The organism is Oceanobacillus sp. FSL K6-0251 (genome assembly GCF_038004725.1).
Classification (GTDB): domain Bacteria; phylum Bacillota; class Bacilli; order Bacillales; family Amphibacillaceae; genus Oceanobacillus; species Oceanobacillus oncorhynchi.
The window spans coordinates 1393371-1416636 of sequence record NZ_JBBORS010000001.1 but is presented as its reverse complement, the minus strand read 5'-3'; the positions used below and the strand labels follow the sequence as shown (position 1 = coordinate 1416636).

Here is a 23266-nt window from a genome sequence, read left to right as displayed (position 1 = left end):
TTAGTTAAATCTGTTTACTTTTATCAAGGTAAAATAGTGACATTTAAAACTATACATGATACGTACATATAACATTTTTCCCACAAAGGAATATGGCTTTGCTCGACCAATTCGGAATGTTTCCAACCACCAAAAAAGACTTCGCCCAGCAATATTTTGAGGAACACGTTTCATTGGTTTGCTTTGTGACAGTGTAACTTGGTGTGTCTTACTCAATTCCGCCGCAATTTGAACACCTGTATTACCAGCACCTACGATTAAAACATTCCCATTAGGTATTTGAGATGGATTCTGATATTTGGAAGCATGAATTTCAAAACCTGCTGTCCCATCATGAACCTTTGAAACACAAGGATTGTGAAAAGCTCCAGTAGCAATAACTACTTGTTTAGCTGTATATATTTTATTTGGAGTGGTGACTAAAAACTGTTTCCTCTCATTCTGAGTTAGTCTGATAACTTTCTCACGATGAACGGGTAATTCATTCTGTATTTTAAACGCAGCTAAATAATCTGCAATTTCATTCTTATCTGGAAATCCTTTGGGATCGCCCTTCAGATGAAACCCATGCAATTGACTGTAACTTCCAGGAGTAAATAAACGTAATGAATCATAACGTTTTCGCCAAGACATGCCAGTTTGCTCATTCTCATCAAGAATAACGAAAGGAATGTTTTTCTGTTTTAATGAAAACCCCAAAGCTAAACCAGCTTGCCCACCGCCGATTATGATAACGTCATATGTCATGGAATAACTCATTTCTTAATTCTCAATAATCGTAAACTGTTTAATGTCACAAGCAAGGTCGCTCCCATATCTGCAAATATCGCTATCCATAAGGTTAACCAACCAGGAACAACTAATAGTAAAGCAACAGCTTTAATTCCTAAAGAGAAGGTAATATTCTGCTTGATAATCATCAATGCTTTCCGGCTTAATTGAATGGTATATGGTAACTTATTCAATTCATCTGACATAAGAGCAATATCTGCTGTTTCTAGTGCTGTATCAGTTCCTGCACCGCCCATAGCTACTCCGACCGTAGAAGCAGCCAGTGCTGGAGCGTCATTCACACCATCACCAACCATGGCTACTTGTTGATGTTTTTCTCGAAGTTCTTTAATAAAGGTCAACTTTTCTTCTGGCAATAAACCAGCTTCGACATCTACAACCCCAACTTGTTGTCCAATCGCATGTGCAGTTCGTTGATTATCACCTGTTAGCATGACTGTTTCGACTCCAAGATGATTTAATTGGCTGATAACCTCTTTAGATGATTCTCTTATTTCATCTGCGACAGCAATGAATGCAAGAATCTCTGTTTCTGTTCCTAACACCATGACTGTTTTTCCAGCTGTTTGTAAAGAGGTAATCTTTTCTTTTTGGTCATTTTCTATTTGGTTATGCAGCTCTTCAAAAAGACTTAGACTTCCTACATAATATGTTTCATGATTTATCTTAGCTTTAATGCCTTTTCCTGTAATGGATTGAAATTCTTCCATAGCTATATCATTGTAATATAAACCTTTTTCTTCCGCCTTTCTTATAATAGCGGAAGCGAGAGGGTGTTGTGATCCTTTTTCAATTGCTGCGGTAATGGTGATTAATTCGTCTTCACTTCGGCTATACGTTACAACATCTGTGACAGTAGGAACCCCTCTTGTAAGTGTTCCTGTTTTATCAAAAGCGATAACTTTAAGGTTTCCAGTCTCTTCTAAATAGACACCGCCTTTAATCAATACCCCATTTTTTGCTGCATTCCCTATGGCAGTAACTACAGCTACTGGAGTAGAAACGACAAGAGCACAAGGACAACCAACTACGAGTGCAGCCAGGCCTTGATAAACCCATGTATTCCAATCTCCACCAATAAATAAAGGAGGAATAACAGCTATTAATATAGCTAAAATAACAATAGCTGGTGTATAATATTTAGCAAATTTATCGACAAATGCTTGAGAGGGTGCACGCTCTGCTTGTGCTTCTTCTACAAGATGAATGATTTTTGAAAGTGTAGTATCTTCCACTCGTTTGGTTACGCTAATTTCAAGTAAGCCTTCTTCATTTAATGTTCCAGCAAATACTTCATCATCTACTGTTTTCGTAACAGGAACACTTTCACCTGTAATAGCAGCTTGATTTAAGGTGGAAGTTCCTTTGAGAACAGTACCATCCATCGCTAATTTCTGACCAGGCTTTACAATCATCATATCGTCAATTTCAATGTCATCTACATGGATACTTATTTCTTGATTTCCCCGACGGATTAATGCTTCTTTTGGTGCGATATCCATTAACGATTCAATCGATTGACGGGCTTTATCCATGGAATAGCGTTCCAATGCTTCACTGATAGCGAACAGGATAACAACCGTCGCACCTTCCATCCATTCGCCAATAATAGCTGCACCGATAATCGCAATGGTCATAAGCGTATTCATATCAAATTGTAATCTACTCAGATTTCTAAGCCCTTTAATAAAAAGCGTGTAACCGCCAATTAAAATAGACAGTGCATACCCGATTGTTGGTAAAAAATTTTCTTCTCCTAATTGTTTTCCTAAAAACCAGCTAACCAAAAGCAATATGGCTGAAATATAAACCTTTATATTTTCTTTTTGTTTCCAAAAAGGTTCATGATCTACCTTTTGTTCTTTTTCATCTCGAACCTTTAAATTTTCAAAGGATCCTGCTTTTTCAAGCTCTTCAATGGTTATTTGTCCCTTTACATATACTTTTGAAGCTCCAAAATTAACTTCGGCGTCTTCCACCCCTTGTATTTTCTTGACATTATTTTCAAAAGTTTTTGCACACCCGGCACAACTAAATCCTTGAACACGATATGCTTTTACATCTTGCTTAGTTAGTGATTCAGACATTTGCTTTTTCTTCTTTCTGATGGATTAATGTAATCGAAATTAATTGCTTAATATGTTCATCGTCCAATGAATAAAAAGCAAGTTTTCCTTCTTTTCGGTACTTCACAATTTTTTGTTTATGCAGTGTCCGCAAGTGGTGGGAGGCAGTTGCCACAGAAGAGCCTATGATATTCGCAATGTCACATACACACAACTCATCGTCTATACATAAGGCATAAGAAATTTTTGTTCTATTTTCATCTGCAAGTACTTTGAACAATTGAGAAACATGAGATAAGTCTTCTCTTTGTAATTCTTCTTGTATACGATTGACTTTTTCCTCGTCATAACAATACACTTCACACATATCTTTTTTAACCAAAGTAATCACTCCACCTTCATTCAAATACTCATTTGAATATATAGTATCTTATTCACGAATTTCATTCAAGTATATATTTGAATAAAGAGGTGAAATACTTTAATGGAATTTTGGTTTTTAAAAAGAAAAAACGACCTTCTGGCGGAGAACATTCTCTACCTAAGGTTGTTAAGATATTTTAATAATAACTCTAATTTTTCACGTATTAAAACTTAAAAAGCTGTCTATTCGTCCACTTCATTGACTTTATCATCAAAAAAAGAGCCACGCTTTTATACAGTAACCCTACTTCCCTGCCTATTCCTTTTGCGGGATTTTGGCGGGGAATCTATTGATTTTTAATCATTTCTTCCATTTTATGTCTCCCTAAAATACTGCCAAATTAACGTTTTCACTTCAAATCATACTAGTGAATTATTCTCACTCAATTGTCGGTGAGCTACCTAGAACCCTTGCCATCACTATTTTCAGCTAAATTTTTCTCTATGGCAGGTTTTTGGCAAAGAACCAATTCCATCTTAATGTATTGATTTCCATTGAAATCCACATAAGTTTCCTTAGAAAGATTAAACTGAATATTCACTGGCATTTTTTCAGCAAGTGGCTCATCATTTCTACTCCATTAATACGCATAATGTTTTATAATTATTTCTGGCGAGCTCTCTAGGCTGATTAAACAGCTTGATAGACTGGATTTACTTATATTAGACATTCCTCTCCTTAAAGAAGGTGCAGAGTTATTGTTTCAGGTAATCTCTATGTGTTGTGAAAATAAAAGCTTGGTGATTACTACTAACCTTCCATTTGGGCAATGGAATCATGTTTTAGGAGATCCAATATTAACTGAAGCGGTGATTGGCCGGCTTATTCATCATTCACATTTACTCCTTTTTTAACCGTGAAAGTTTCCGTTACAAAGAATCATTCATACAGCAATAATTCGGGACAGCAAGGGACATACATTTTTACTTGCCAAATACAGCCAGCTGCACAGTCAAATCACCTTCTTTTTAAATAAGATATAAAACAACACATCAAAATTTCACGTAGGAGGGGGTGAAATACCGTTGAATGAAAGCTATTATCATAGTAGAAAGCTACGCGGCAGGGATTCTTGTCCAAATTGCCACTGGCATCATTGCAGTAAAGAGCGCAAAAAAATTCATGAGGGAAATAAAAATAACACATCCAATACAAATACCTTTAATCCTATATTTAATCCATCCATTACAGTCAATATATCTCCTGAATATACACCAACCCCCATAGGAGTGGAGACGGTCCAATACCTTACCCTTGCCGAAGAAGGGAAAAAGGTTTATACGAATAAAGATGCATTAAAGCAATATGGAAGCAGTGATATACTTGATCCGGACAATGTTTCCACTCTTAATTTATTTGTCAATGGAGTGTTGCAGCCCCCGTCCATTTACACTGTCGAGGAAGGTATTCTTCACTTAGAGTCCAGTGACCTCCCTCCAAAGGATGCCCCAATTACGCTTCTGTTTGTCACGGTTAAAGGATAATATTACCTGGCTATGTAATAAATATGCCTTTTTTAATGGGGCATTTTGTTAACTTTCAATACGAACTAATTCGTCTGACCAAGCATTTCCAACTCCTCTTCATAGAATAAAATGTGGTTGATATAAAATGGAGGTGAAAATGAATATGGCACTTCAATTAATGAAAATCGCTATTAGCGGTACAATTGACACAGATGTTAATCCTGAGTCCGCAAAATTCTTTTACATCACAACAGAAGATACAGCAGCAGGAAGTACCTTATCTATTGATGCTGCAAGTTTCCTGGGGGATGATGGTGAAGCGGTAACGACACTTCCAGAACTTGCAGAAGATAATAGTTATTTCACTGTGGAAATTAACGGTGTTGAGCAAATGCAAGGCATATCAACATATACACCAGGTGCTACAGGGACTGGCTCATTAGACATTGCTGTTCCTGCTGGCGGAGGGTCCATTCCAGCAAACCAAACTGTTATCCTGCAAGTTGTTAATTTCGCAGCAACATCCTCAGGGACATTTGACACCTAGAATATAAGTACTCCTTTGTGCCCGCCAGATACTGGCAGGGCACAAAGAAATTTATCTATTTTCATCATAAATACCTCATATAAGAAAAGGTCTGTTTAGATTACCGCACTTTTTTGGAAGTTTGAATACATTATACTGTCATGCTTTTTAATTTCCATTAAAGAATACGAGGGGGATTAGTTATGAGTATTGAATTCTTTACATTGGGTCCGACAGCTATTCAAATATATGAGGCAGGAGAGCAAAACCCGCAAAAAGCAAAACGAATGGTTTATGGACAGGCTACGTCAAATGCAAATGGGATAGCTACACTTTATTTCACAGACAATGGATTAGCAGATGGAAATCCATTATTAGATACGATTGATTATGCGGTATCGAGCGTATATTCAACAAATGCTACGATAAATGCAAGACCAAGAGTGCAAATGCGTGAGAAGAACATTACGGGAAAATATGTTTCGGCCAATGTTACAAATATTAGTGGTGTAACCGTTCTAGGCATAAGTGTATTGGGTTCGGAAAATCCAGTGAGCGGGATTGTTGTGGATTTTATGATTTTGGGTAGTTTTCATAACTAAGATAGACCTTCTCTGAATAGAAAAGTATCAGTAAATGTACTTGTTCGAGTATCATATCATGGGGTGTTTTATTTTGTTCCATTAATTTTGGATAGTATAAACAACAGATAGTGAATAAATTGAAATCATGAAGTAATACAGCAATGATTCTACCTATAATACGAATGGTGATGAGATTATTGGAAATATAATGCCGGCAAAAACGAGTAATAAAGAGCATAATAATGATTGTTCAAACTATAATATTTAACATAAAAAAAAATATTAAATGCTATCAAAGTCTATAAGAGGTTAAGATTGAGTATTATGTGCTTTTTCCTCATGGTAAACTGGGGTGTGTTAAACAAAGAAAAACAATGGTTGTGTTTTAATGTGTGATTTGGAGCGTATTAATTATCAATTTCAAGAAGCTTTTGGGTCATATCAGAATATCATTTAATGTATATTGATACTTGGTTTTAGCTAGATTGAGTATTGCCATGAAGGAGACCCAGGTGTGCCATCTTTTTGACCCGCTTCTGCCATAAGTGCACCCAGTGTAGTCTTAACTCCATCCCCCTTGAACTTGTTTGTGTCCCTGGTAGTGAAATTTATAGCGGATAGCAAAAAACAAACCTTTTATGGCTCTATCCGCATCAATAGCGTACCCTGGACAATCAATTCTATGCTCTGCTGGCGGGGCCGGTCCCCCTTCCAGCATTCACTAAGAATTGGCACGGCGGTAAAGAGCAAGTAAATGACACTGCGGTTAATAGGTTCTAATCCTTTAGTTGGATGGATCAATTTTTTGTCGCATGCGGGTCAAAAAGATCATATATCTAGAATGAGTTTTGTTATTTTTTACTGTTGCCATTGTACCGGTATGACTGTCATTAAGTATTTTCTCAATACTTTTTTATATTGACTCACATTTAATCGCTCCTTATTTAATGATGATAACACTGTGTAAAAGCAACATCAGGAAACTTGCATGTCATTCAATGAACTAACAACACGATGAACCATTTGCTCACCAGCTTCTTCCCATCTGCTTTTATCCAATATGTTACCATCTTTATCTACAGGATTCTGGAATTGATTAAATCCTGTTGCCGTTAATAAAGAATTTTCATCCCAATCCAGTCCTATATTCACAACATGTTTGATGACATATGGTTGTCCAAATTGAATATATGCATTTGGGCGATCCAGTTCTCCATGCAAAACGTTAAAGGGGACTCTTATGTAAATTGTTTCTCCACCTTCTCGGCATAAATTCATATCAAACTTTCCGTGGGTGTATTCAAAATTACTGCAGAAGGTAAATCCATTAGCATCAAATACATTACGCACTTCACCAAAATATACCTTTTTGCCTTCAATATCAGTCTGTAATTTCAGCATATTTTCACTCCCTTTTTTGATAACTAGTATTAACATATTTAAATAAAAGATACCCATGAGTTATGCTAAACACTTAGTTATACATTAACTATCTTTTATTGATGTTCATGTAAAATATTCAATTCTTGATTCAAGAAAATAATGATGAATATAGCCCCCAATTGTATCTTTGATATCTTCCTGTTCTGCGACTTTCACTCCTGCTTCAACGCGCTCGTTCAGTCTAGATTTACCAGGATCAATAAACTTAATAATGAAATTATTATTGATACTGAATCGAAAATATGTCCTGCCATTATGTTTGGCATCGAGAAGATGGTACACATACGCAAACTTGGTTACAAAACGATGCTTGCCATACTTCGAATTACCAAAATATTAAATTGCTCGTTTAAGCGTAAGAGTTAAATGATCTATACCAACAATATATGATGTACAGAAGGCTTCAAATTTTGTAAATTCAAGAGCCCTCTCCTCCATATAAAATTCTGCTGCCTCAAAAATCTCGTTAACATATGTCACATGGCTTGCTGCTCATCATTTTTTGTATATAACCAAAATGACAATGACCAATACAACCTGTTGCAAAGGGAATAGTATATTCTGCTGATGGCTTAGATGTACCGAATTTTAAGGTTTTTCGAATTCTGATAACAAGAGTTGATTTAGCCGTACAATATTTTTGGGAATGGTTTTCACCAGGTAAATTACGGATTTGATTATGTGATGTTATTTTTCTGGTTAATCCCTATCTTTTCAAATTTAGATACAAATTCTTTCCCAAGTGGGTATTCTAGTGCTTTAGGTTCCACATAAACAAGTTGAGAAATAAAAAGTTTAACCATAGAACTCCCCGAAAAAAAAACAGCCAATTCATTGGGGTTATCTGGATTTCCAAAAACTGCTGCTTGTTGGGCTTGGGCAACATTCTAAGCTTGAGGATATACATAACTTCGCCTGGCCTATATGTTTGATTGATGTCCATTTTCTCACTATCTTTCTTCATTTAATATTAATCATCCCTCAAGGCGTATATTTTATGACGAAAGGATTTCATTTAGAATGATATGAAACAAAATGGTAATACTAATAAACTGGGGAAGGTAGTGTTAAAAGAAATGTGAAGGCTTGACATGAAGTCTCTACAAGCATGAATTACTACGCAAGAACGTAGCTAATCCTTGTTGCGTAAGGCTTTACAGTTTATCATGCTTGTGGCTCCAAGTAAAGTCTCACTGAAAAAACTTGTATGACTTCCTATATTTAAGGAGGGGGATATTTTTTTGTTAACAGTCCCTTTCATATCAATGCTTTGACTAATTTTTATTAAAAACTTTTGACAATACCATGGAAAAATAGGGGTGTTTTTATGAACGTTTTCCTTGTATTAATAAGTATATTGATTCCACTTGCAATGTACTTCCTGCGAAAAAAATGGGATAAATTGCATTTCATTTTTAATCTTATTACCCTTGTATCAACGCTTGTCTTTGGAAATATTGTTTCTGTCTCCATTTATCAAATTATTAAAGATAAAACCGTATTTATGACAAATATCCATGCCATTTTCCTCAATCCCTTTTTCTTAATTGCCGGTGCTTATTTAGGTATATATATTATTTATCAGTTGTTGAATGTAACCTTGAAAAGTTAATTGATTCTATTGAAATGGCGTTTAGGACAGATGATAACATTGAATACAAGCTGTACTACGAGGTGAAATAGTACCTTAAAACGTATAGCATTAAAATTCATTGGTTATTGTCAATTTCGAATATGAAGGCAAATAATATGGTTATAGCCGACAAACTGGCGCTTTAAGCGTATAACGTTGCGCGAGAAAAGGAACATTTAACGGCATAAATTATAGGGAACAATCTTATGAGTGAATTTCCTAGCCGTTCCCCTCCTACTCCTTTTTTTATATAATAAAGTGTAAAAACCAGATTATTGGTATAAACACTGGATCTACAAAAGCTATTCAAGGATGAAATACTCCATTTTACCACTAATTTACTACTTTTGGATGAGTCTTGATACGATGAAATATCCTAGAAAAGTGAAGAACAATAATAGATACTTCCATTGTGAAAATTGAATATGGAATAGATGTGAGCGTCAAGTAGAAATGAACACTTTTTGCTAATTAAATTTGGACACTTTCTTCCATAAAAATGGAAGAACGGTGTTTCATTCGATAACTATCATCATCATGAAAATGAATAACTTCAGCTCGATGTAAAATTCTATCTAGGATAGCCGTTGTAATCCCTGGATCACCTAGTAATTCTCCCCATTCATTTGGTCCTTTATTAGAAGTTAATATAATTGAAGCCTTATCATAAATGTCATTAATAAGATGGAAAAATAAATTCGCTTCACGTGTATCCATTGCCATAAACATTAAATCATCAATAATCACTAAATGAGAGGAACGAATTCGTTTCATTCTCGTTTGTGACTTTCTAGTAACTTCTTCTGTTTTTAATGTTTGAATCAGTTGCCCCATGGAAATAAAAGAGACTTTATATCCTTTTTGTATGGCTTCTATGCCCAGCCCTGTAGCTAAATGTGTTTTACCTACACCTGGCAGTCCTAAAACGATTAAATTATAGAGTTGATCTAGCCAGGTAAACTCCTTTAATTGATTTACTTGTCTTTTGCTGAGTGATTGCTGCTCATAATGAAAGTCCTCCAACGTCTTATAGGAAGGGAATGCAGCCCATTTTAATCGTTTTTCGATTAATTTTTCATCCCTACGTTTTAATTCATATCCAGTCAATTGTTTCAAAAGTACTTGATATGTCCAATCTTCTGACTCTGCTTGTTGAATCAGAGATGGCAAATAATTTGCCGTCTCTGTGAGTCTCAACGATCGAAACTGTTGTTGTATTTCTTCTATTGAATGACTCATACCGTTGCTCCTTTCAATAACTCTATATAAGAATCCAATTCTCTTGTTTTTGGCTTGATTTGAAGCAGCGTATCATCCATACCATGCAATGTTTTGATAGCTTCTATTTGCGGAGGCCTTTGATGAGAATCCGTTTGTCTTTGGATAAACTCTACGACATCTCTAAACTCTGTTGCACTATATATTTTGCGTGCGACACATTCTTCTAAAGCTTGGTTCCTTCGTTCTCTTGTTACTGTTTTAGATACCTTTAAAATAAGAGATAATTGATCTCGTATATAACGAGGATATCTTTGGTGAATTTCCTGAAGGAAATCAGAAGCCATTTCCTTATCATCAAAGTACGTCGATACCGTTTCTATATAGGCAGCTATTCCTTTAGAACGGTCTCTGGTATGTTGAGAATCTTGAATCAATTTCCCTTTCTCTATACTTAATGTGTGTTTGGCAATGATTGCTCCATTCGATTCTTCACGTATTATTAATTCGTTTTGATCGCTTATTTCAATAAAAACTTCTTTATCTTTTTTATATGTACCAAGTGGTACCGAATACCGATTCGATTGATAGATAATAGTATTGTCCTTACGAACATTTCTTGTTATACTATTATCGATATTTGAAATTGAAATTTTTTTGTTGACTGGTCTTAAGTGTTGTTTTTCTAGGGCAAACACTTCGACTGGTCTTTTTTTTGTTGTATTATGCACTTTTCCGTTTCCCGTTCGAATCAGCCATGCTAAACAGGATTCATTCCATTTATCTATATGGTGAAATACGCGGTTCTTCGCAAAATTCTTCTTCACAAATCCTACGACATTTTCAATCTTCCCTTTACTTTCTGGATCAGCTTTTCTACATACAAAGAGCTTTAATTTTCTTTCTTCCCTGTATGCTTGAAATTCACTGGTAAGGATGAGATCACCTTCATTTTCACTTACTACGATAAGGGAATCTTGATCATAAGCTAACTCATATGGAATTCCTCCAAAATACTGAAAAGCATCTTCGTGAGCTTGAATCATATCTTTTGTTGTAAAAGGACGGGAGAGCCACGCAACGTATTTATAACGAGAGTGCGAAAGCACGAAACTAATAAAATATAATTTCTTTTCCTTTCCCTGGGATGTTTTCTGTATCGTCTGACCAAAATCTACTTGGGCTTGCTGCCCCATTGGTGGATCTGGAATAGCTTGATAGACACGCTTCATTTCTGTCTTTGGAATATGATATTTTTCCCGGAGTGCTTTGACATAACTACGAACGGTACTTTCTCCAACACATAGAGTTGGAAACCTTTCTTTTAACCAATCATGAACTTGAGCACTAGAAAGATCTGGATGTTCTGTTAGCCAAGTATGAATAAGTAATTCGTAGGCATCTAATTTCTTCTTTCTTGTCTGTGTGGAAGCTACCCACTCCGCCATTTCCTGAGGGGACTTTTCAAGGTATTTATATACTGTTGTTCTTGATATACCTAGTTTTCTAGCTATTCTCCGTATTTTAAATCCTTCTTGTTTTAGTTGATAGATTTCCATATACACTTTCCATGTTTCCACCTTTCTTACTCCTCCCATTTCTGTATCGTACAAACATGTATTATACAGTAAATGAAAGATTGCAATAATTAGTTGGTACCTGACGGAACGGCGAGCATGTAACAGGCTGCTGCCCCTACGGGGCAACAGCCTGTTACATGCCTATCCCCCAAGAAAAGTGTTCATTCTTATCTAGCAATAATGGTCTACTTTAGTTTAGCAGTTACAATAGATAGGCATTTCAAAATGAGGTGTCTATTTTAGTGTTCAAAAATATGCTTCAAATTGATCCCGAATATCAGGAAAAAAGTACGAATGATGCTAAAAGCAATCCTTGGCAAAGAAAAAGTTCTCACAAAAAGTAAGTTTCTATCATTTCAGCCAAGATGACTCCATCCTCAAACATTCAGTGGAATTGTAGGTGGGAGGTGAATTGACGGTTTCCTTGATCAGGACGAAATGCCCTTATATGGTAAAAAGGGTTCGAACCCATCATTTTCAGTTAAGAGAATGAAACTTGGGCTTTATCAATCAAAGAATGGAGTCATCGCGAACGCCGATGTCAATAGAGCCGGGAATATTATGATGAAAATGATTCGAAAAGCATTCAAAGAACCGTTTGCTTGTGCTTAGATGTTGCTTCGACCGACAGCAATCATTCTAAAATAAAAGTAGTCCCAAAGGCAAGACCAATGGGATAGTGGTGGGAGTATTCATTTGTAAACTAAGAGTACATTCCCGCACTGAAACGTTCGTGATTCAATTAATTCAAGTTTTTGATTAACATCATTGAATAACCGTTGTCCTTTTCCAATTAAAACAGGATTCAGTATAAGTCGATACTCATCAATTAAGTCATGTTGGATAAAGGTTTGTGCAATGCTTGCGCCTGCAAGTAGTGCTATTTTTTTGCCGGGTTGGTCCTTCAGTTTTTCCACTTCAAAAGCCAAATTTCCTTTAACCAATCTTGCATTCCATTCCACCTTTTCCAACGTTCGAGAGAAAACAACTTTTTTCATCTTATTCATTTTTCTAGCAAAAGAACGATTTTTTTCCGTACTTTTTTTATCAAATTCAGCAGAAGGCCAATGCTGGAGCATCATCTCATAGGCAACTCTTCCATAAAGTAGTGTATCTACAGAATCCAAAAAGTCATCCATAAAATCGTGCATTTCCTCATCCATCACATGCCAAGAGCTATCCCCGTCTTCACCTGCAACAAATCCATCTAATGACATGACCATTGATAAGACAATCTTTCTCATCCTACTCAACCTTTCTCTAGAAATTTTTAAAAATATCTCACATGCATGATATTCAATAACCTTATGACCATGCCTACTTTCTATATTAAAGCATAAATAACGCTTTGATTTCTTTTCAATTGCTACCTTTTATAGTCCAGTCATTAAAAGAAAGGGGGATGAACAAATTAACTCTCATTTTTACGTACTAAAACATAAAATGCTTTCTATTCGTCCATTTCATTGACTTTATCAACAAAAAAAAGAGCCACTGCTTTCATACAGTAGCTCTCCTTCCCTGCCTTTTCCTTTGGCGGGATTTTGACAGGGAACTATCTTTATTTAAATCATTTTATCCATTTTTAACTAGGTTTTTAGGAAATAACAAAAACTATAAAAACATGAAATTTGATATAAAGTGTGCCACGACTGTGCCACAGGTTTTAATAAATCGGAAAGCCGGAATGAGAAATCATTTCGGCTTTTTAATAGGCTTTAAATTCTCGATAAGCATTATAAAAAGAGTTCAATAAAGTGGAGTTTTCCTTTAATTTTTCAACAACCCAAGGTTGTAAAAAGTAAGGAAATACAGCATTATTTAAATCTGCTACTGCATATTGTGTTGCTGCTTTCTGAATCATCATGTTATGTTCAAGTATTTGAACAGCTCCATCATGTATTGGAAGTTCTTCCGTATGATTATCTATTTCGTACAGTGCAAAAATAATTGCTTTTTGATAATTACTTAAATCATCCAACCTTTGTGTAGCTGTCTCAAAAAACTTTTTAGCCATTTTTCGCTCTACTTGATATTTGTATAAAGCCATACTGATACTAACAATGGAAATAGTAAAAGAAACAACGAAAACTATTCCAATAACAAAACCATATTCCTCTCTGAATTGTACCATATACAGCTTCTCAATAAACCAGTTTGGTAAAAAAAGAAGTAGGCTAGTACCAATAGCAATGGAAACCATTATTTTTGTAGGTAATTTGAGAAAATCAGTGATATTTAAGTCAACTTTCATCTTTTCTCTCTCTTTCTATACTAAAATCATTTATTTTATTAATTTAATTACAGGTAATCCTAGATTTTATTACTTCATCAAATGTTTAACTTTCAAATATGTTGCTATATTATCATGATCTGGGAATATAGTTTTTTGATTAATTCCTATCCTGTTAAGAGCTTTAAAAATTTCTTTTTTATCATTAATTATGAATGTTATATCGCTCTTGATTTTACTAAAACCGATATAGCTTCTTGTATTTCCGTTAAAATGAGCTAACTGAAATAAAAAAGTTCCTTCTTGTGACTTCATCCTTTCAAACTTCACAGAAGGATGCATAACAATTGGCGGGAATACTACATTGTAACTATCTTCTAACTGAGCATATTTATCAGGGAGCATTACTCTTTCTTGAAAATCATCAACCATATTTTTGGATTGCTCATTTATAAGAAAAATGATTATTAAAGCTAATTTATCTGAATGTAGTTCAAAGAAACATTTGCCTTCTTTAATAAAAAGAGCATTTCTAAATTTTTCTCTTTTTTGATTATACTTAAAATCATAATCAAAATGCTCAGAAAATATTTCTGTAAATTTATTGTAAAAGTCATCAGCAGAAGATGTTTCATTTTGAAATATCGCTTTTAAAATATAGCCAAGAGTTGGAGTTGGATCTATTCCAATATATTTAGTATCCGTTAAGGATTTACCCCCTACCTTAATAGGATTTAAGTTCTGTGCACACTCATACAAAAGTTGTTTTTTTATATCTTCAGAAAGATCACTTATTTTCCTGAAAACTTGTAATGTAAATTCATTATCTAAAAAAAAGTTATTTAAATTCATTTCTTCTTTTTTAGGAAAAAGAGAAAAATCAATAAATTTGTTTTTTTGAAAGAGATGTACTCTTGATTTATTCTCTTCAAAATTTGAACTACATGAAAAAAATAATGCAGTTAAAGGATTAGAAGTTATATCAACTAGAGGGGTAGGTAACCCATGATGTTGTGAATAATGTAAAAAATTATCTCTTTCAATTTCTAATAATTCATGTGCTATTTCTAAATAATAGTTATCTAATATTTCCTGATAATCTATATATTTTTTTTCACTAGATGAAAATAACAATGGATATGGTCTAAATGCAGATGACATAATTCGAGAATAATGTAGGCTGGGTTCTCCTCGAAAATAATAGTCATCAGAATCAAAATGATCTAATGCAGTAATAAGGTCTTGAATACTATTTATTTCTATATTCCTTTCCAAAAGCAAATTCCTCCTTAATTTATGTAATTGAGTTCAATTCTATAATTATCACAACTTATGTTTCAACTTATTAAGAAACAAAATAGCTATCTTATTTTTATTTAAACTACTTAAAACCTCAAAAATACTAATTATAGTTATTATATGACAAAATTGATATGTCACAATACTAAAATGTAGAACTCTTTCTACTTTGTGGCTTTCATAAGATAATTATGATTATAAATGTTAATATTGAATATCTTTTTATTTCATTAGGAGTGACTATTGATGAAATACAGCATAATCTACTACACCATGGAGATATAAACAAAGTAAAAGACTAGGTGTTGTAAAACCATTATTAAAACTATGAATATGAACGATATATGTAAATTACCAGTGAACACTATTTCAAAAAAAGATAGTGTTCTTTTTTATGGTCAAAAATGCCAGAAAGGAGAATGAGCATGATGTCTTTGAAAGAACAAGAAATATATGAAGATAAAGTCATGCAATGGATTGACGACAATTTTGTATTAAATGAGATAGAAATTGAAGATTATCCGTTTTTTCTTCATGGAAAACTGGTTCGTGATAAACAAGGTGAAACAATGGTTGTGTTTTGGTGTGTAATTTATGGACGAGTAGATTATCGTTTTCAAGACGCATAAGGAGTGAAGAATCATGCAGATGTTTACCTCTCGTTCCCCTCCCGCTCCCTTTATGTCTAATTATGAACAATGAATCAAAAACTAAAATAAGAAAAGAGGTCTGTATCTTGGAATTAAAATATGTGATTCCCAACATGGAAAAAACATTTGGAAACCTTGAATATGCAGGAGAAGGCAAAGTCGAACAACGACGGATTAATGGGCGAATGACAACCCTATCTCGCAGCTACAATCTCTATTCAGATGTACAGCGAGCAGATGACATTGAGGTCGTTCTCCCTAACGAAGCTGGGGAAAAATTCTTTGAACATGAGGACAGCGTAAAATTAGTCAACGCACGTATTACCGCAGAAGGCTATAAAATTGGAGATCGTGGTTTTACAAACTACAAATTACATGCTGACGATATTGTCAAAGCATAAGGAGGATTCACACATGCGATTAGCACAAGGCATTATCTTAGATAAAGAAAAGACATTTGGATTATTGAAGTTTTCCGCATTACGACGTGAGGTATTTCTTCAAAATGAAGATGGTACGGTATCGACAAAAGTTAAAGAACGCACCTATGATTTAAAATCGAAAGAACAAGGTCGAATGATTCAAGTAAGTATTCCTGCTTCTATTCCTTTAAAGGAATTTGATTATAATGCAGAGGTGGAAATGGTCAATCCAGTCGCTGATACCGTTGCAAACGCCACTTTTCGTGGTGCAGATGTAGATTGGTTCATAAAGGCAGATGATTTGGTCTTAAAAGGAAAAGCTGCACCAGTTGGTGATAAATCAGTAAAAAAGCCAGCCGATAAGGAATAATTAATATGAATCTCTTAAAGAAACGAGGAAAACGGATTAAAGAAAAAGACGCTTCCCTCGTTTTTCAATTTGTATTTACTCGGTTATTTGGAATGTGGCTTCTCTTTTTTACGCCTTTTCATCTATCTTTTTTAGTTTCTACATCATGGCAGCTTGATACATTTCAAGCTCATTTTATTAGCATGTATGGATTAACGACGCTGCTTATCAGTCTTGTACTGACAGGCTGTTGTGCTTTTGTCTATTACCGTTATCGTTATGACCAATTGAAACAGGTTATTCACCGTCAAAAACTCGCAAAAATGGTTTTAGAAAATGGCTGGTATGAAACAAAACAAGTCACGAAAGAAAGTTTCTTTAAAGACATCCCTTCTGATAAAGCAAAGGAGAAAATCAGCCACTTTCCTAAAATCTATTATCGTTTTGAAAAAGGATTGTTGTATATTCAGGCGGAAATTACGCTCGGTAAATTTCAAGAACCATTACTAAACTTGGAAACGAAATTAGAAACCGGTTTGTACTGTGAATTAGTATCGAAAGAATTACGTGATTCCTACGTGGAGTACACGCTTTTCTATGATATGATTGCGAACCGCATTTCCATTGATGAAGTCATTGCACAAGATGGCAGCTTAAAACTCATGGAATCCTTCTATTGGGAATATGATAAGCTGCCGCATATGCTCATCGCTGGCGGTACAGGTGGAGGAAAAAGTTATTTTATTCTTACCCTGATTGAAGCCTTATTAAAAACAGACGCAAAACTATATATTCTCGATCCTAAAAATGCTGATTTAGCAGACTTATCCGCTGTCATGCCCGATGTCTATTACAAAAAGGAAGATATGACAGCTTGTATTGACCAATTTTATGAGGACATGATGACACGAAATGAAGAAATGAAAAACATGCCAAACTACAAGACAGGCAAAAACTATTCCTATCTTGGTTTGCCTGCTCGTTTTTTAATTTTTGACGAGTACACCTCGTTCATGGAAATGATTGGGAAAGAGAGCGTTAAAGTCATGAGTAAGCTGAAACAAATCGTTATGTTGGGACGACAAGCGGGTTTCTTCTTGATCCTTGCCTGTCAACGACCAGACGCAAAATATCTTGGAGATGGAATTCGGGATAATTTTAATTTCAGGGTTGCTTTAGGACGTATGTCAGAGCTAGGCTATGGGATGGTTTTTGGAAGCGATGTACAGAAACAGTTTTTTTTAAAGCCCATCAAGGGGCGTGGATATGTCGATAAAGGGGATAGTGTGATCTCTGAATTTTATACGCCCCTTGTCCCTAAAGGTCATGATTTCCTACAAGAAATAGGTCAGCTCGCAAACTAAAGGCTGCCAGACAAGTGGCGTACGAAGTGAAAGCCGCTTGTCTGGCTAAGCCTTGCGTGGCGATAGCCACGCCTTAACCCCCCGTATCTAACAGGGGGGTAGAAAAACAATAGGAAACTGTTTCAAAAACCCATGAACGCCTGTTGACACAAGGGTTTGAAACATATGAGAAAGATGTCAGCTTTTAGTTCCTAGTTGACATCTTTTTTGAGTTTGGAGGTATGTAAATGAATCAAACGCCTTGGTATCAAGTATTAAAAGACAAGCGATTAGAATACGGTGTATCACAAAATAAGCTGGCAGTACACGTCGGCATTACAAGGCAATATGTAAGTGAAATAGAGACAGGAAAAGCAACACCTTCTGATACGCTACAAGCAACTTTATTTGATGTGCTGGAACAATTTAATCCAGACGCTCCTTTAGAAATATTATTTGATTATGTGCGAATCCGATTTATCACCACAGACCCGATTCCAGTCATTGAAGAAATTTTACAGTTGAAAATGGAATACATGCTGCATGAGGACTTTGCTTTTTATTCGTATCTTGAACAATATGTCTTTGGCGATATTGTCGTCATGATTTCGCCTGATGAAGATAAAGGCTGCCTACTCGAATTGAAAGGAAAAGGATGTCGTCAATTTGAAAATTTTCTACTCGCCCAACAGCGAACATGGTTTGATTTCTTTGTGGATGTATTTCGTGTTGGTGGCGTATTTAAACGTATTGACCTTGCGATGAATGATAAGACAGGCATATTAGATATTCCCTTTCTCACAAACAAATGTCATAACGAGGAATGTATTTCTGTTTTTCGGAGCTTTAAAAGCTATCGTTCTGGTGACTTAGTGCATGGGGAAGATAAACCTGATATAGGAAACAGCCTTTATATCGGCTCGCTAAAAAGTGACGTATACCTGTGTATCTATGAAAAAGACTATGAACAATTTATCAAATACGGTTTATCACTAGAAGATACAGACGTGAAAAACCGCTTGGAAATCCGATTGAAAAACGATCGTGCGTATCATGCGGTTGTTGACTTAATGACCTATGAGGACGCTGGACGAACTGCTTTTTCGATCATTAATCGCTATATTCGTTTTGTAGACAAAGACGAAAAGAAGCGTCGTAGTAGTTGGAAAGTCAATGCAGCATGGCAGCGTTTCTTAGATTTAGGAGAAAACCGAAAAATCTCATTAACAACCAAGCCCGAACCTTATACCTTTGATAAAACATTACGATGGCTGGCAAGACAAGTCGCTCCCACATGGAAACTGGCAACAAAACTAGATGAAATCAATCAAACAAACATCATGAATGACATGTTGAAACAGGCAACCTTATCAAAACGTCATCAAAAATTGCTTATGCAACAGGCAATGGCGACCGAAGATGTAATTCAGATTTTAAAAGATGAACTATAGAAAGGAGCTACGCACATGAATTTTGGACAGAATTTGTATAACTGGTTTTCAGACAACGCACAATCTCTAGTGTTAATGGCTATTGTCGTGATTGGAATTTATTTAGGATTCAAACGGGAGTTTTCCAAACTTATTGGATTCCTCATCATTGCATTGGTAGCTGTTGGATTAGTCTTTAATGCAGCAGGAGTGAAAGATGTGTTATTAAACCTATTTAACAGAATCATCGGGGCTTAATCGTACCCGTTCTTTTATGAAAGATAAGCGACTTTCTTATGTTTCATAAAAAACGGGTGATCCAAACGGGAGTGCGGAAGGGATTAACAAGCCTATTTTATGTACCAGCAAACATCTTGCAGGTGCTTTTTTTATGACTATTTTTATAAAAGGATGTGATAACCAATGGAAATGCAAGTGTATATAGCGAATCTTGGTAAATATAACGAAGGTGAACTGGTTGGTGCTTGGTTTACGCCACCTATTGATGTAGAAGATGTAAAAGAACGAATCGGGCTAAATGGGGAATATGAAGAATATGCTGTGCATGATTACGAGCTGCCATTTGAAATCCATGAGTACACGCCTATTTCTGAAATCAATCGGTTATGCGATATGGTACAAGAAATCGAAGGAACTCCCTTATATGACGCTCTTTCAGAAATACAAGGATATTGGTTTAACAGCGTCGAAGAATTACTGGAAAATCAAGACGATATTATTTGTTATTCGGATTGTGATAGCATGGAAGATGTTGCAAGGTATTTAATAGAAGAATCTGGCTCAATGGGGGAAGTTCCAGCTTATCTACAAAATTATATTGATTATCAAGCCTATGGGCGTGACCTTGAGATTGGAGCGAATTTTCTTGTAACCAATCATGGGGTATTTGAATATGTCGGATAAACGGATAAGCAGCTTGTATTGTTACAGGCTGCTTCTTTCTTTGGAAAGGATGAAACAAATTGAAGAAATTAAAGAGCTACACTCGCATTTGGTCAGTCGAAAAAGTTATTTATGCCATCAATGATTTTCGGCTGCCATTTCCCGTCACGTTTAATCAAATGACTTGGTTTGTGCTTTCTCTTTTGGTCGTCATGTTATTGGGAAACCTCCCTCCACTCTCTTTGATTGATGGAGCGTTATTAAAATATGTTGGGGTTCCTGTACTGCTAACGTGGTTTATGAGTAAAAAGAGTTTTGATGGAAAAAAACCGTATGGATTTCTTAAATCCGTAGTGACGTATTACTTTCGTCCAAAAATGACGTATGCAGGCAAAGCGGTAAAACTTCAAAAGCAAACTTTTGATAACTCTATCACTGGTGTAAGGAGTGAAGTACATGGGCTATCCGATTAAATATATCGAGAATAACTTAGTATTTAACCATGACGGAGAATGTTTTGCGTACTATGAGCTGTTGCCATATAATTATTCTTTTCTTTCAGAAGATGAAAAAATACAGGTGCATGACCACTTTCGCCAACTCATCGCACAGAATCAAGACGGGAAAATACATGCCTTACAAATTAGTACGGAAAGCAGCATTCGCACTGTACAAGAACGAAGCAAAAAACAAGTGACAGGAAGGCTTCAAGAAGTCGCTCATGAAAGGATTGACGATCAGACCGAAGCTCTTGTTTCCATGATTGGCGAAAATCAAGTAGATTACAGATTCTTCATTGGCTTTAAATTGTTATTAAATGAAGAAGAAGTCAGTATCAAGTCGATGGGAAAATCTGTGACATCCTCTCTATCCAGTTTTATACGTGACGTGAACCATCATGTTATGGGTGACTTTGTTTCTATGCCCCATACTGAAATTGAACGATTTTTGAAAATGGAATCGTTGTTACAAAATAAAATCGCTAAACGTTTTAAGATAAGACCACTCACCAAAGATGACATAGGCTATCTCATTGAACACTTACATGGACAATCAGGGATTGCCTTTGAAGATTACAATTATGAACTTGCTTATGAAAAAGGCGAAAAAGAAACCTATGTGAAACAGTTTGATTTGATTAAGCCCACTCGCTGTTTAATTACAGAAAATCAACGTTATATTAAATTGGATCAGGAAGAACAAACAACATATGCGGCTTACTTTACCATTAATTCGATTGTAGGAGATTTAGAATTTCCTAGTGATGAAATCTTCTATTACCAGCAGCAACAGTTTGATTTTCCGATTGATACCTCTATGCAGGTAGAAATCGTCACCAATAAAAAGGCTCTATCAACAGTCAGAAATAAAAAGAAAGAGCTGCAAGACTTAGATAATCATGCGGCAGAATCCGATAATGAAACGGGAAGTAATGTGCTAGAAGCCTTAGAACAGGTGAACGAATTGGAAGATGTACTCGATCAAAGCAAGGAATCCATGTATAAGTTAAGCTATGTCATTCGAGTATCAGCTTCTAACTTAGATGAGTTAAAACAGCGGTGTAATGAGGTCAAAGATTTTTATGATGATTTAAACGTTAAATTGGTTCGTCCATTTGGTGACATGTTGGGCTTACATGGTGAATTTATTCCTTCCAGTAAAAGGTACATGAACGATTATATCCAGTATGTAACTTCTGATTTTCTTGCAGGACTTGGATTTGGTGCCACACAAATGTTAGGCGAAACGGAAGGTATTTATTTTGGTTACAATTTAGATACAGGGCGTAATGTCTATTTGAATCCTAGCCTTGCCAGTCAAGGGGTACAAGGTTCTGTCACGAATGCGTTAGCTTCTGCCTTCTTAGGTTCGCTTGGTGGTGGTAAATCCTTTTCTAATAATCTGTTGGTTTATTATGCGGTGCTATATGGTGGTCAAGCACTTATCGTTGATCCCAAATCAGAACGAGGAAATTGGAAAGAAACCTTGCCTGATATTGCCGAAGAAATTAATATTGTTAATCTTACAAGTGAGGAAGATAACAAGGGATTACTTGACCCTTACGTTATTATGAAAAACAAAAAAGATTCAGAGAGCCTAGCCATTGATATTCTCACCTTTTTAACAGGTATATCTAGTCGGGATGGTGACAAGTTTCCTGTCCTACGCAAAGCGATTCGAGCGGTTGGACAGCAGGAAGAACGTGGCTTGCTTCTGGTCATTCAAGAGTTAAGGAGTGACCCGAATCCATTAGCTGCCACGATTGCTGACCATATCGAAAGTTTTACCGATTATGATTTCGCCCACCTTCTCTTTTCAGATGGAACGGTTCAAAACTCGATTAGTTTAGAGAAACAGCTCAATATTATACAGGTGGCAGATTTAGTATTACCTGACGCAGAAACCAGCTTTGAAGAATACACTACAATGGAACTGTTAAGTGTTGCCATGATGATTATCATCTCTACGTTTGCCTTAGATTTTATCCACTCTGACCGCAGCATTTTTAAAATTGTAGACTTAGACGAAGCATGGGCTTTCCTTCAAATCGCTCAAGGAAAAACTCTATCTAATAAACTGGTGCGAGCTGGTCGTGCCATGAATGCTGGTGTATATTTTGTTACCCAAAACTCATCGGATTTAACCGATGAAAAGCTCAAAAATAATATCGGTGTCAAGTTTGCCTTTCGTTCTAGAGATATGACGGAAATCAAAAAAACACTGCAATTCTTTGGTGTCGATTCCGAAGATGAAGAGAATCAAAGACGGTTACGAGAACTAGAAAATGGTCAATGTCTTATGCAAGATTTATACGGGCGTGTTGGGATTATTCAGGTACATCCTGTTTTTGAAGATTTATTTGAAGCCTTTGATACCAGACCACCTGTCGCAGAAAGGCAGTGAT

General features: G+C 35.6%; 22 protein-coding genes and 2 pseudogenes. 14 read left to right on the top strand and 10 right to left on the bottom strand.

Going from position 1 to position 23266, the window contains the following annotated elements:
* Genes MKY45_RS07270 through MKY45_RS07260 form a run of 3 tightly spaced genes read right to left on the bottom strand, consistent with a single transcriptional unit; the run spans position 1 to position 3240 of the window.
* Positions 1-747, bottom strand: a complete 747-nt coding sequence (locus MKY45_RS07270) for an NAD(P)-binding domain-containing protein (RefSeq protein WP_256705938.1) — start codon at positions 745-747, stop codon at positions 1-3.
* Between the two features lie 8 nt (positions 748-755).
* Positions 756-2879: a heavy metal translocating P-type ATPase gene (locus MKY45_RS07265; protein WP_256705936.1), complete on the bottom strand. Its 2124-nt coding sequence runs from the start codon at positions 2877-2879 to the stop codon at positions 756-758.
* The gene (locus MKY45_RS07260) at positions 2872-3240 is read right to left on the bottom strand and encodes an ArsR/SmtB family transcription factor (protein ID WP_042532685.1); all 369 of its coding nucleotides are present in this window, start codon (positions 3238-3240) and stop codon (positions 2872-2874) included. The genes MKY45_RS07265 and MKY45_RS07260 overlap by 8 nt, the downstream gene beginning before the upstream one ends.
* A gap of 653 nt (positions 3241-3893) precedes the next feature.
* Between MKY45_RS07260 and MKY45_RS07255 the strand changes: the two are divergent.
* From MKY45_RS07255 to MKY45_RS07240, 4 genes and pseudogenes are all read left to right on the top strand, one after another.
* Positions 3894-4179: pseudogene (locus tag MKY45_RS07255) on the top strand (ATP-binding protein); the annotation flags it as partial.
* 128 nt (positions 4180-4307) lie between these two features.
* On the top strand, positions 4308-4766 hold the full coding sequence (locus tag MKY45_RS07250) for a DUF4183 domain-containing protein (protein WP_256705935.1): 459 nt from the start codon (positions 4308-4310) through the stop codon (positions 4764-4766).
* A gap of 145 nt (positions 4767-4911) precedes the next feature.
* Positions 4912-5295 (top strand): DUF4183 domain-containing protein, encoded by a 384-nt coding sequence (locus MKY45_RS07245; protein ID WP_042536064.1) that lies wholly within the window; start codon positions 4912-4914, stop codon positions 5293-5295.
* Positions 5296-5477: 182 nt separating this feature from the next.
* Complete coding sequence (locus tag MKY45_RS07240) at positions 5478-5876, top strand: hypothetical protein (protein WP_256705934.1); 399 nt, start codon at positions 5478-5480, stop codon at positions 5874-5876.
* Between the two features lie 957 nt (positions 5877-6833).
* On the opposite strand, the gene MKY45_RS07235 is transcribed toward MKY45_RS07240, so the two are convergent.
* The gene (locus MKY45_RS07235; protein ID WP_193063145.1) at positions 6834-7259 is read right to left on the bottom strand and encodes a YugN family protein; all 426 of its coding nucleotides are present in this window, start codon (positions 7257-7259) and stop codon (positions 6834-6836) included.
* A 183-nt stretch (positions 7260-7442) separates the two neighbouring features.
* Positions 7443-8104: pseudogene (locus tag MKY45_RS07230) on the bottom strand (spore photoproduct lyase family protein); the annotation flags it as partial.
* 524 nt (positions 8105-8628) lie between these two features.
* Between MKY45_RS07230 and MKY45_RS07225 the strand changes: the two are divergent.
* On the top strand, positions 8629-8913 hold the full coding sequence (locus tag MKY45_RS07225; protein WP_193063141.1) for a transposase: 285 nt from the start codon (positions 8629-8631) through the stop codon (positions 8911-8913).
* 492 nt (positions 8914-9405) lie between these two features.
* Here the strand turns inward: MKY45_RS07225 and istB are convergent, their stop codons facing one another.
* From istB to MKY45_RS07200, 5 genes are all read right to left on the bottom strand, one after another.
* The gene (gene istB / locus MKY45_RS07220) at positions 9406-10173 is read right to left on the bottom strand and encodes an IS21-like element helper ATPase IstB (RefSeq protein WP_341172803.1); all 768 of its coding nucleotides are present in this window, start codon (positions 10171-10173) and stop codon (positions 9406-9408) included.
* Entirely contained in the window at positions 10170-11711 is a 1542-nt protein-coding gene (gene istA, locus MKY45_RS07215) for an IS21 family transposase (RefSeq protein ID WP_341172802.1), read from the bottom strand. Before istA ends, istB begins: the two co-directional genes overlap by 4 nt.
* 713 nt (positions 11712-12424) lie before the next feature.
* Positions 12425-12976, bottom strand: a complete 552-nt coding sequence (locus MKY45_RS07210) for a dihydrofolate reductase family protein (RefSeq protein ID WP_193063139.1) — start codon at positions 12974-12976, stop codon at positions 12425-12427.
* Positions 12977-13440: 464 nt separating this feature from the next.
* The gene (locus MKY45_RS07205; RefSeq protein ID WP_256705933.1) at positions 13441-13986 is read right to left on the bottom strand and encodes a superinfection exclusion B family protein; all 546 of its coding nucleotides are present in this window, start codon (positions 13984-13986) and stop codon (positions 13441-13443) included.
* 69 nt (positions 13987-14055) lie between these two features.
* On the bottom strand, positions 14056-15240 hold the full coding sequence (locus MKY45_RS07200; RefSeq protein WP_341172801.1) for an FRG domain-containing protein: 1185 nt from the start codon (positions 15238-15240) through the stop codon (positions 14056-14058).
* Positions 15241-15689: 449 nt separating this feature from the next.
* On the opposite strand from MKY45_RS07200, the gene MKY45_RS07195 reads away from it, so the two are divergent.
* The 9 genes from MKY45_RS07195 to tcpF all read left to right on the top strand — a co-directional run bounded on the left by MKY45_RS07195 (position 15690) and on the right by tcpF (position 23265).
* On the top strand, positions 15690-15893 hold the full coding sequence (locus tag MKY45_RS07195) for a hypothetical protein (protein WP_077604238.1): 204 nt from the start codon (positions 15690-15692) through the stop codon (positions 15891-15893).
* 107 nt (positions 15894-16000) lie between these two features.
* Entirely contained in the window at positions 16001-16315 is a 315-nt protein-coding gene (locus MKY45_RS07190; protein WP_212928530.1) for a YdcP family protein, read from the top strand.
* 13 nt (positions 16316-16328) lie between these two features.
* Positions 16329-16706 (top strand): YdcP family protein, encoded by a 378-nt coding sequence (locus tag MKY45_RS07185; protein WP_256705931.1) that lies wholly within the window; start codon positions 16329-16331, stop codon positions 16704-16706.
* 5 nt (positions 16707-16711) lie between these two features.
* Positions 16712-18049 (top strand): FtsK/SpoIIIE domain-containing protein, encoded by a 1338-nt coding sequence (locus tag MKY45_RS07180; RefSeq protein ID WP_341172800.1) that lies wholly within the window; start codon positions 16712-16714, stop codon positions 18047-18049.
* 227 nt (positions 18050-18276) lie between these two features.
* Positions 18277-19479: a MobT family relaxase gene (mobT, locus tag MKY45_RS07175; RefSeq protein WP_341172799.1), complete on the top strand. Its 1203-nt coding sequence runs from the start codon at positions 18277-18279 to the stop codon at positions 19477-19479.
* 15 nt (positions 19480-19494) lie between these two features.
* The gene (locus tag MKY45_RS07170) at positions 19495-19716 is read left to right on the top strand and encodes a hypothetical protein (protein WP_341172798.1); all 222 of its coding nucleotides are present in this window, start codon (positions 19495-19497) and stop codon (positions 19714-19716) included.
* Positions 19717-19881: 165 nt separating this feature from the next.
* Positions 19882-20382 carry an antirestriction protein ArdA gene (locus MKY45_RS07165; RefSeq protein ID WP_341172797.1) on the top strand — a complete coding sequence of 167 codons (501 nt, stop codon included), beginning with the start codon at positions 19882-19884 and terminating at the stop codon, positions 20380-20382.
* 59 nt (positions 20383-20441) lie between these two features.
* The gene (locus MKY45_RS07160; protein WP_341172796.1) at positions 20442-20834 is read left to right on the top strand and encodes a conjugal transfer protein; all 393 of its coding nucleotides are present in this window, start codon (positions 20442-20444) and stop codon (positions 20832-20834) included.
* A complete protein-coding gene (tcpF, locus tag MKY45_RS07155) occupies positions 20818-23265 on the top strand; it encodes a conjugal transfer ATPase TcpF (RefSeq protein WP_341172795.1) in 2448 nt (815 codons plus the stop codon). The genes MKY45_RS07160 and tcpF overlap by 17 nt, the downstream gene beginning before the upstream one ends.
* Position 23266 lies beyond the last annotated feature (1 nt).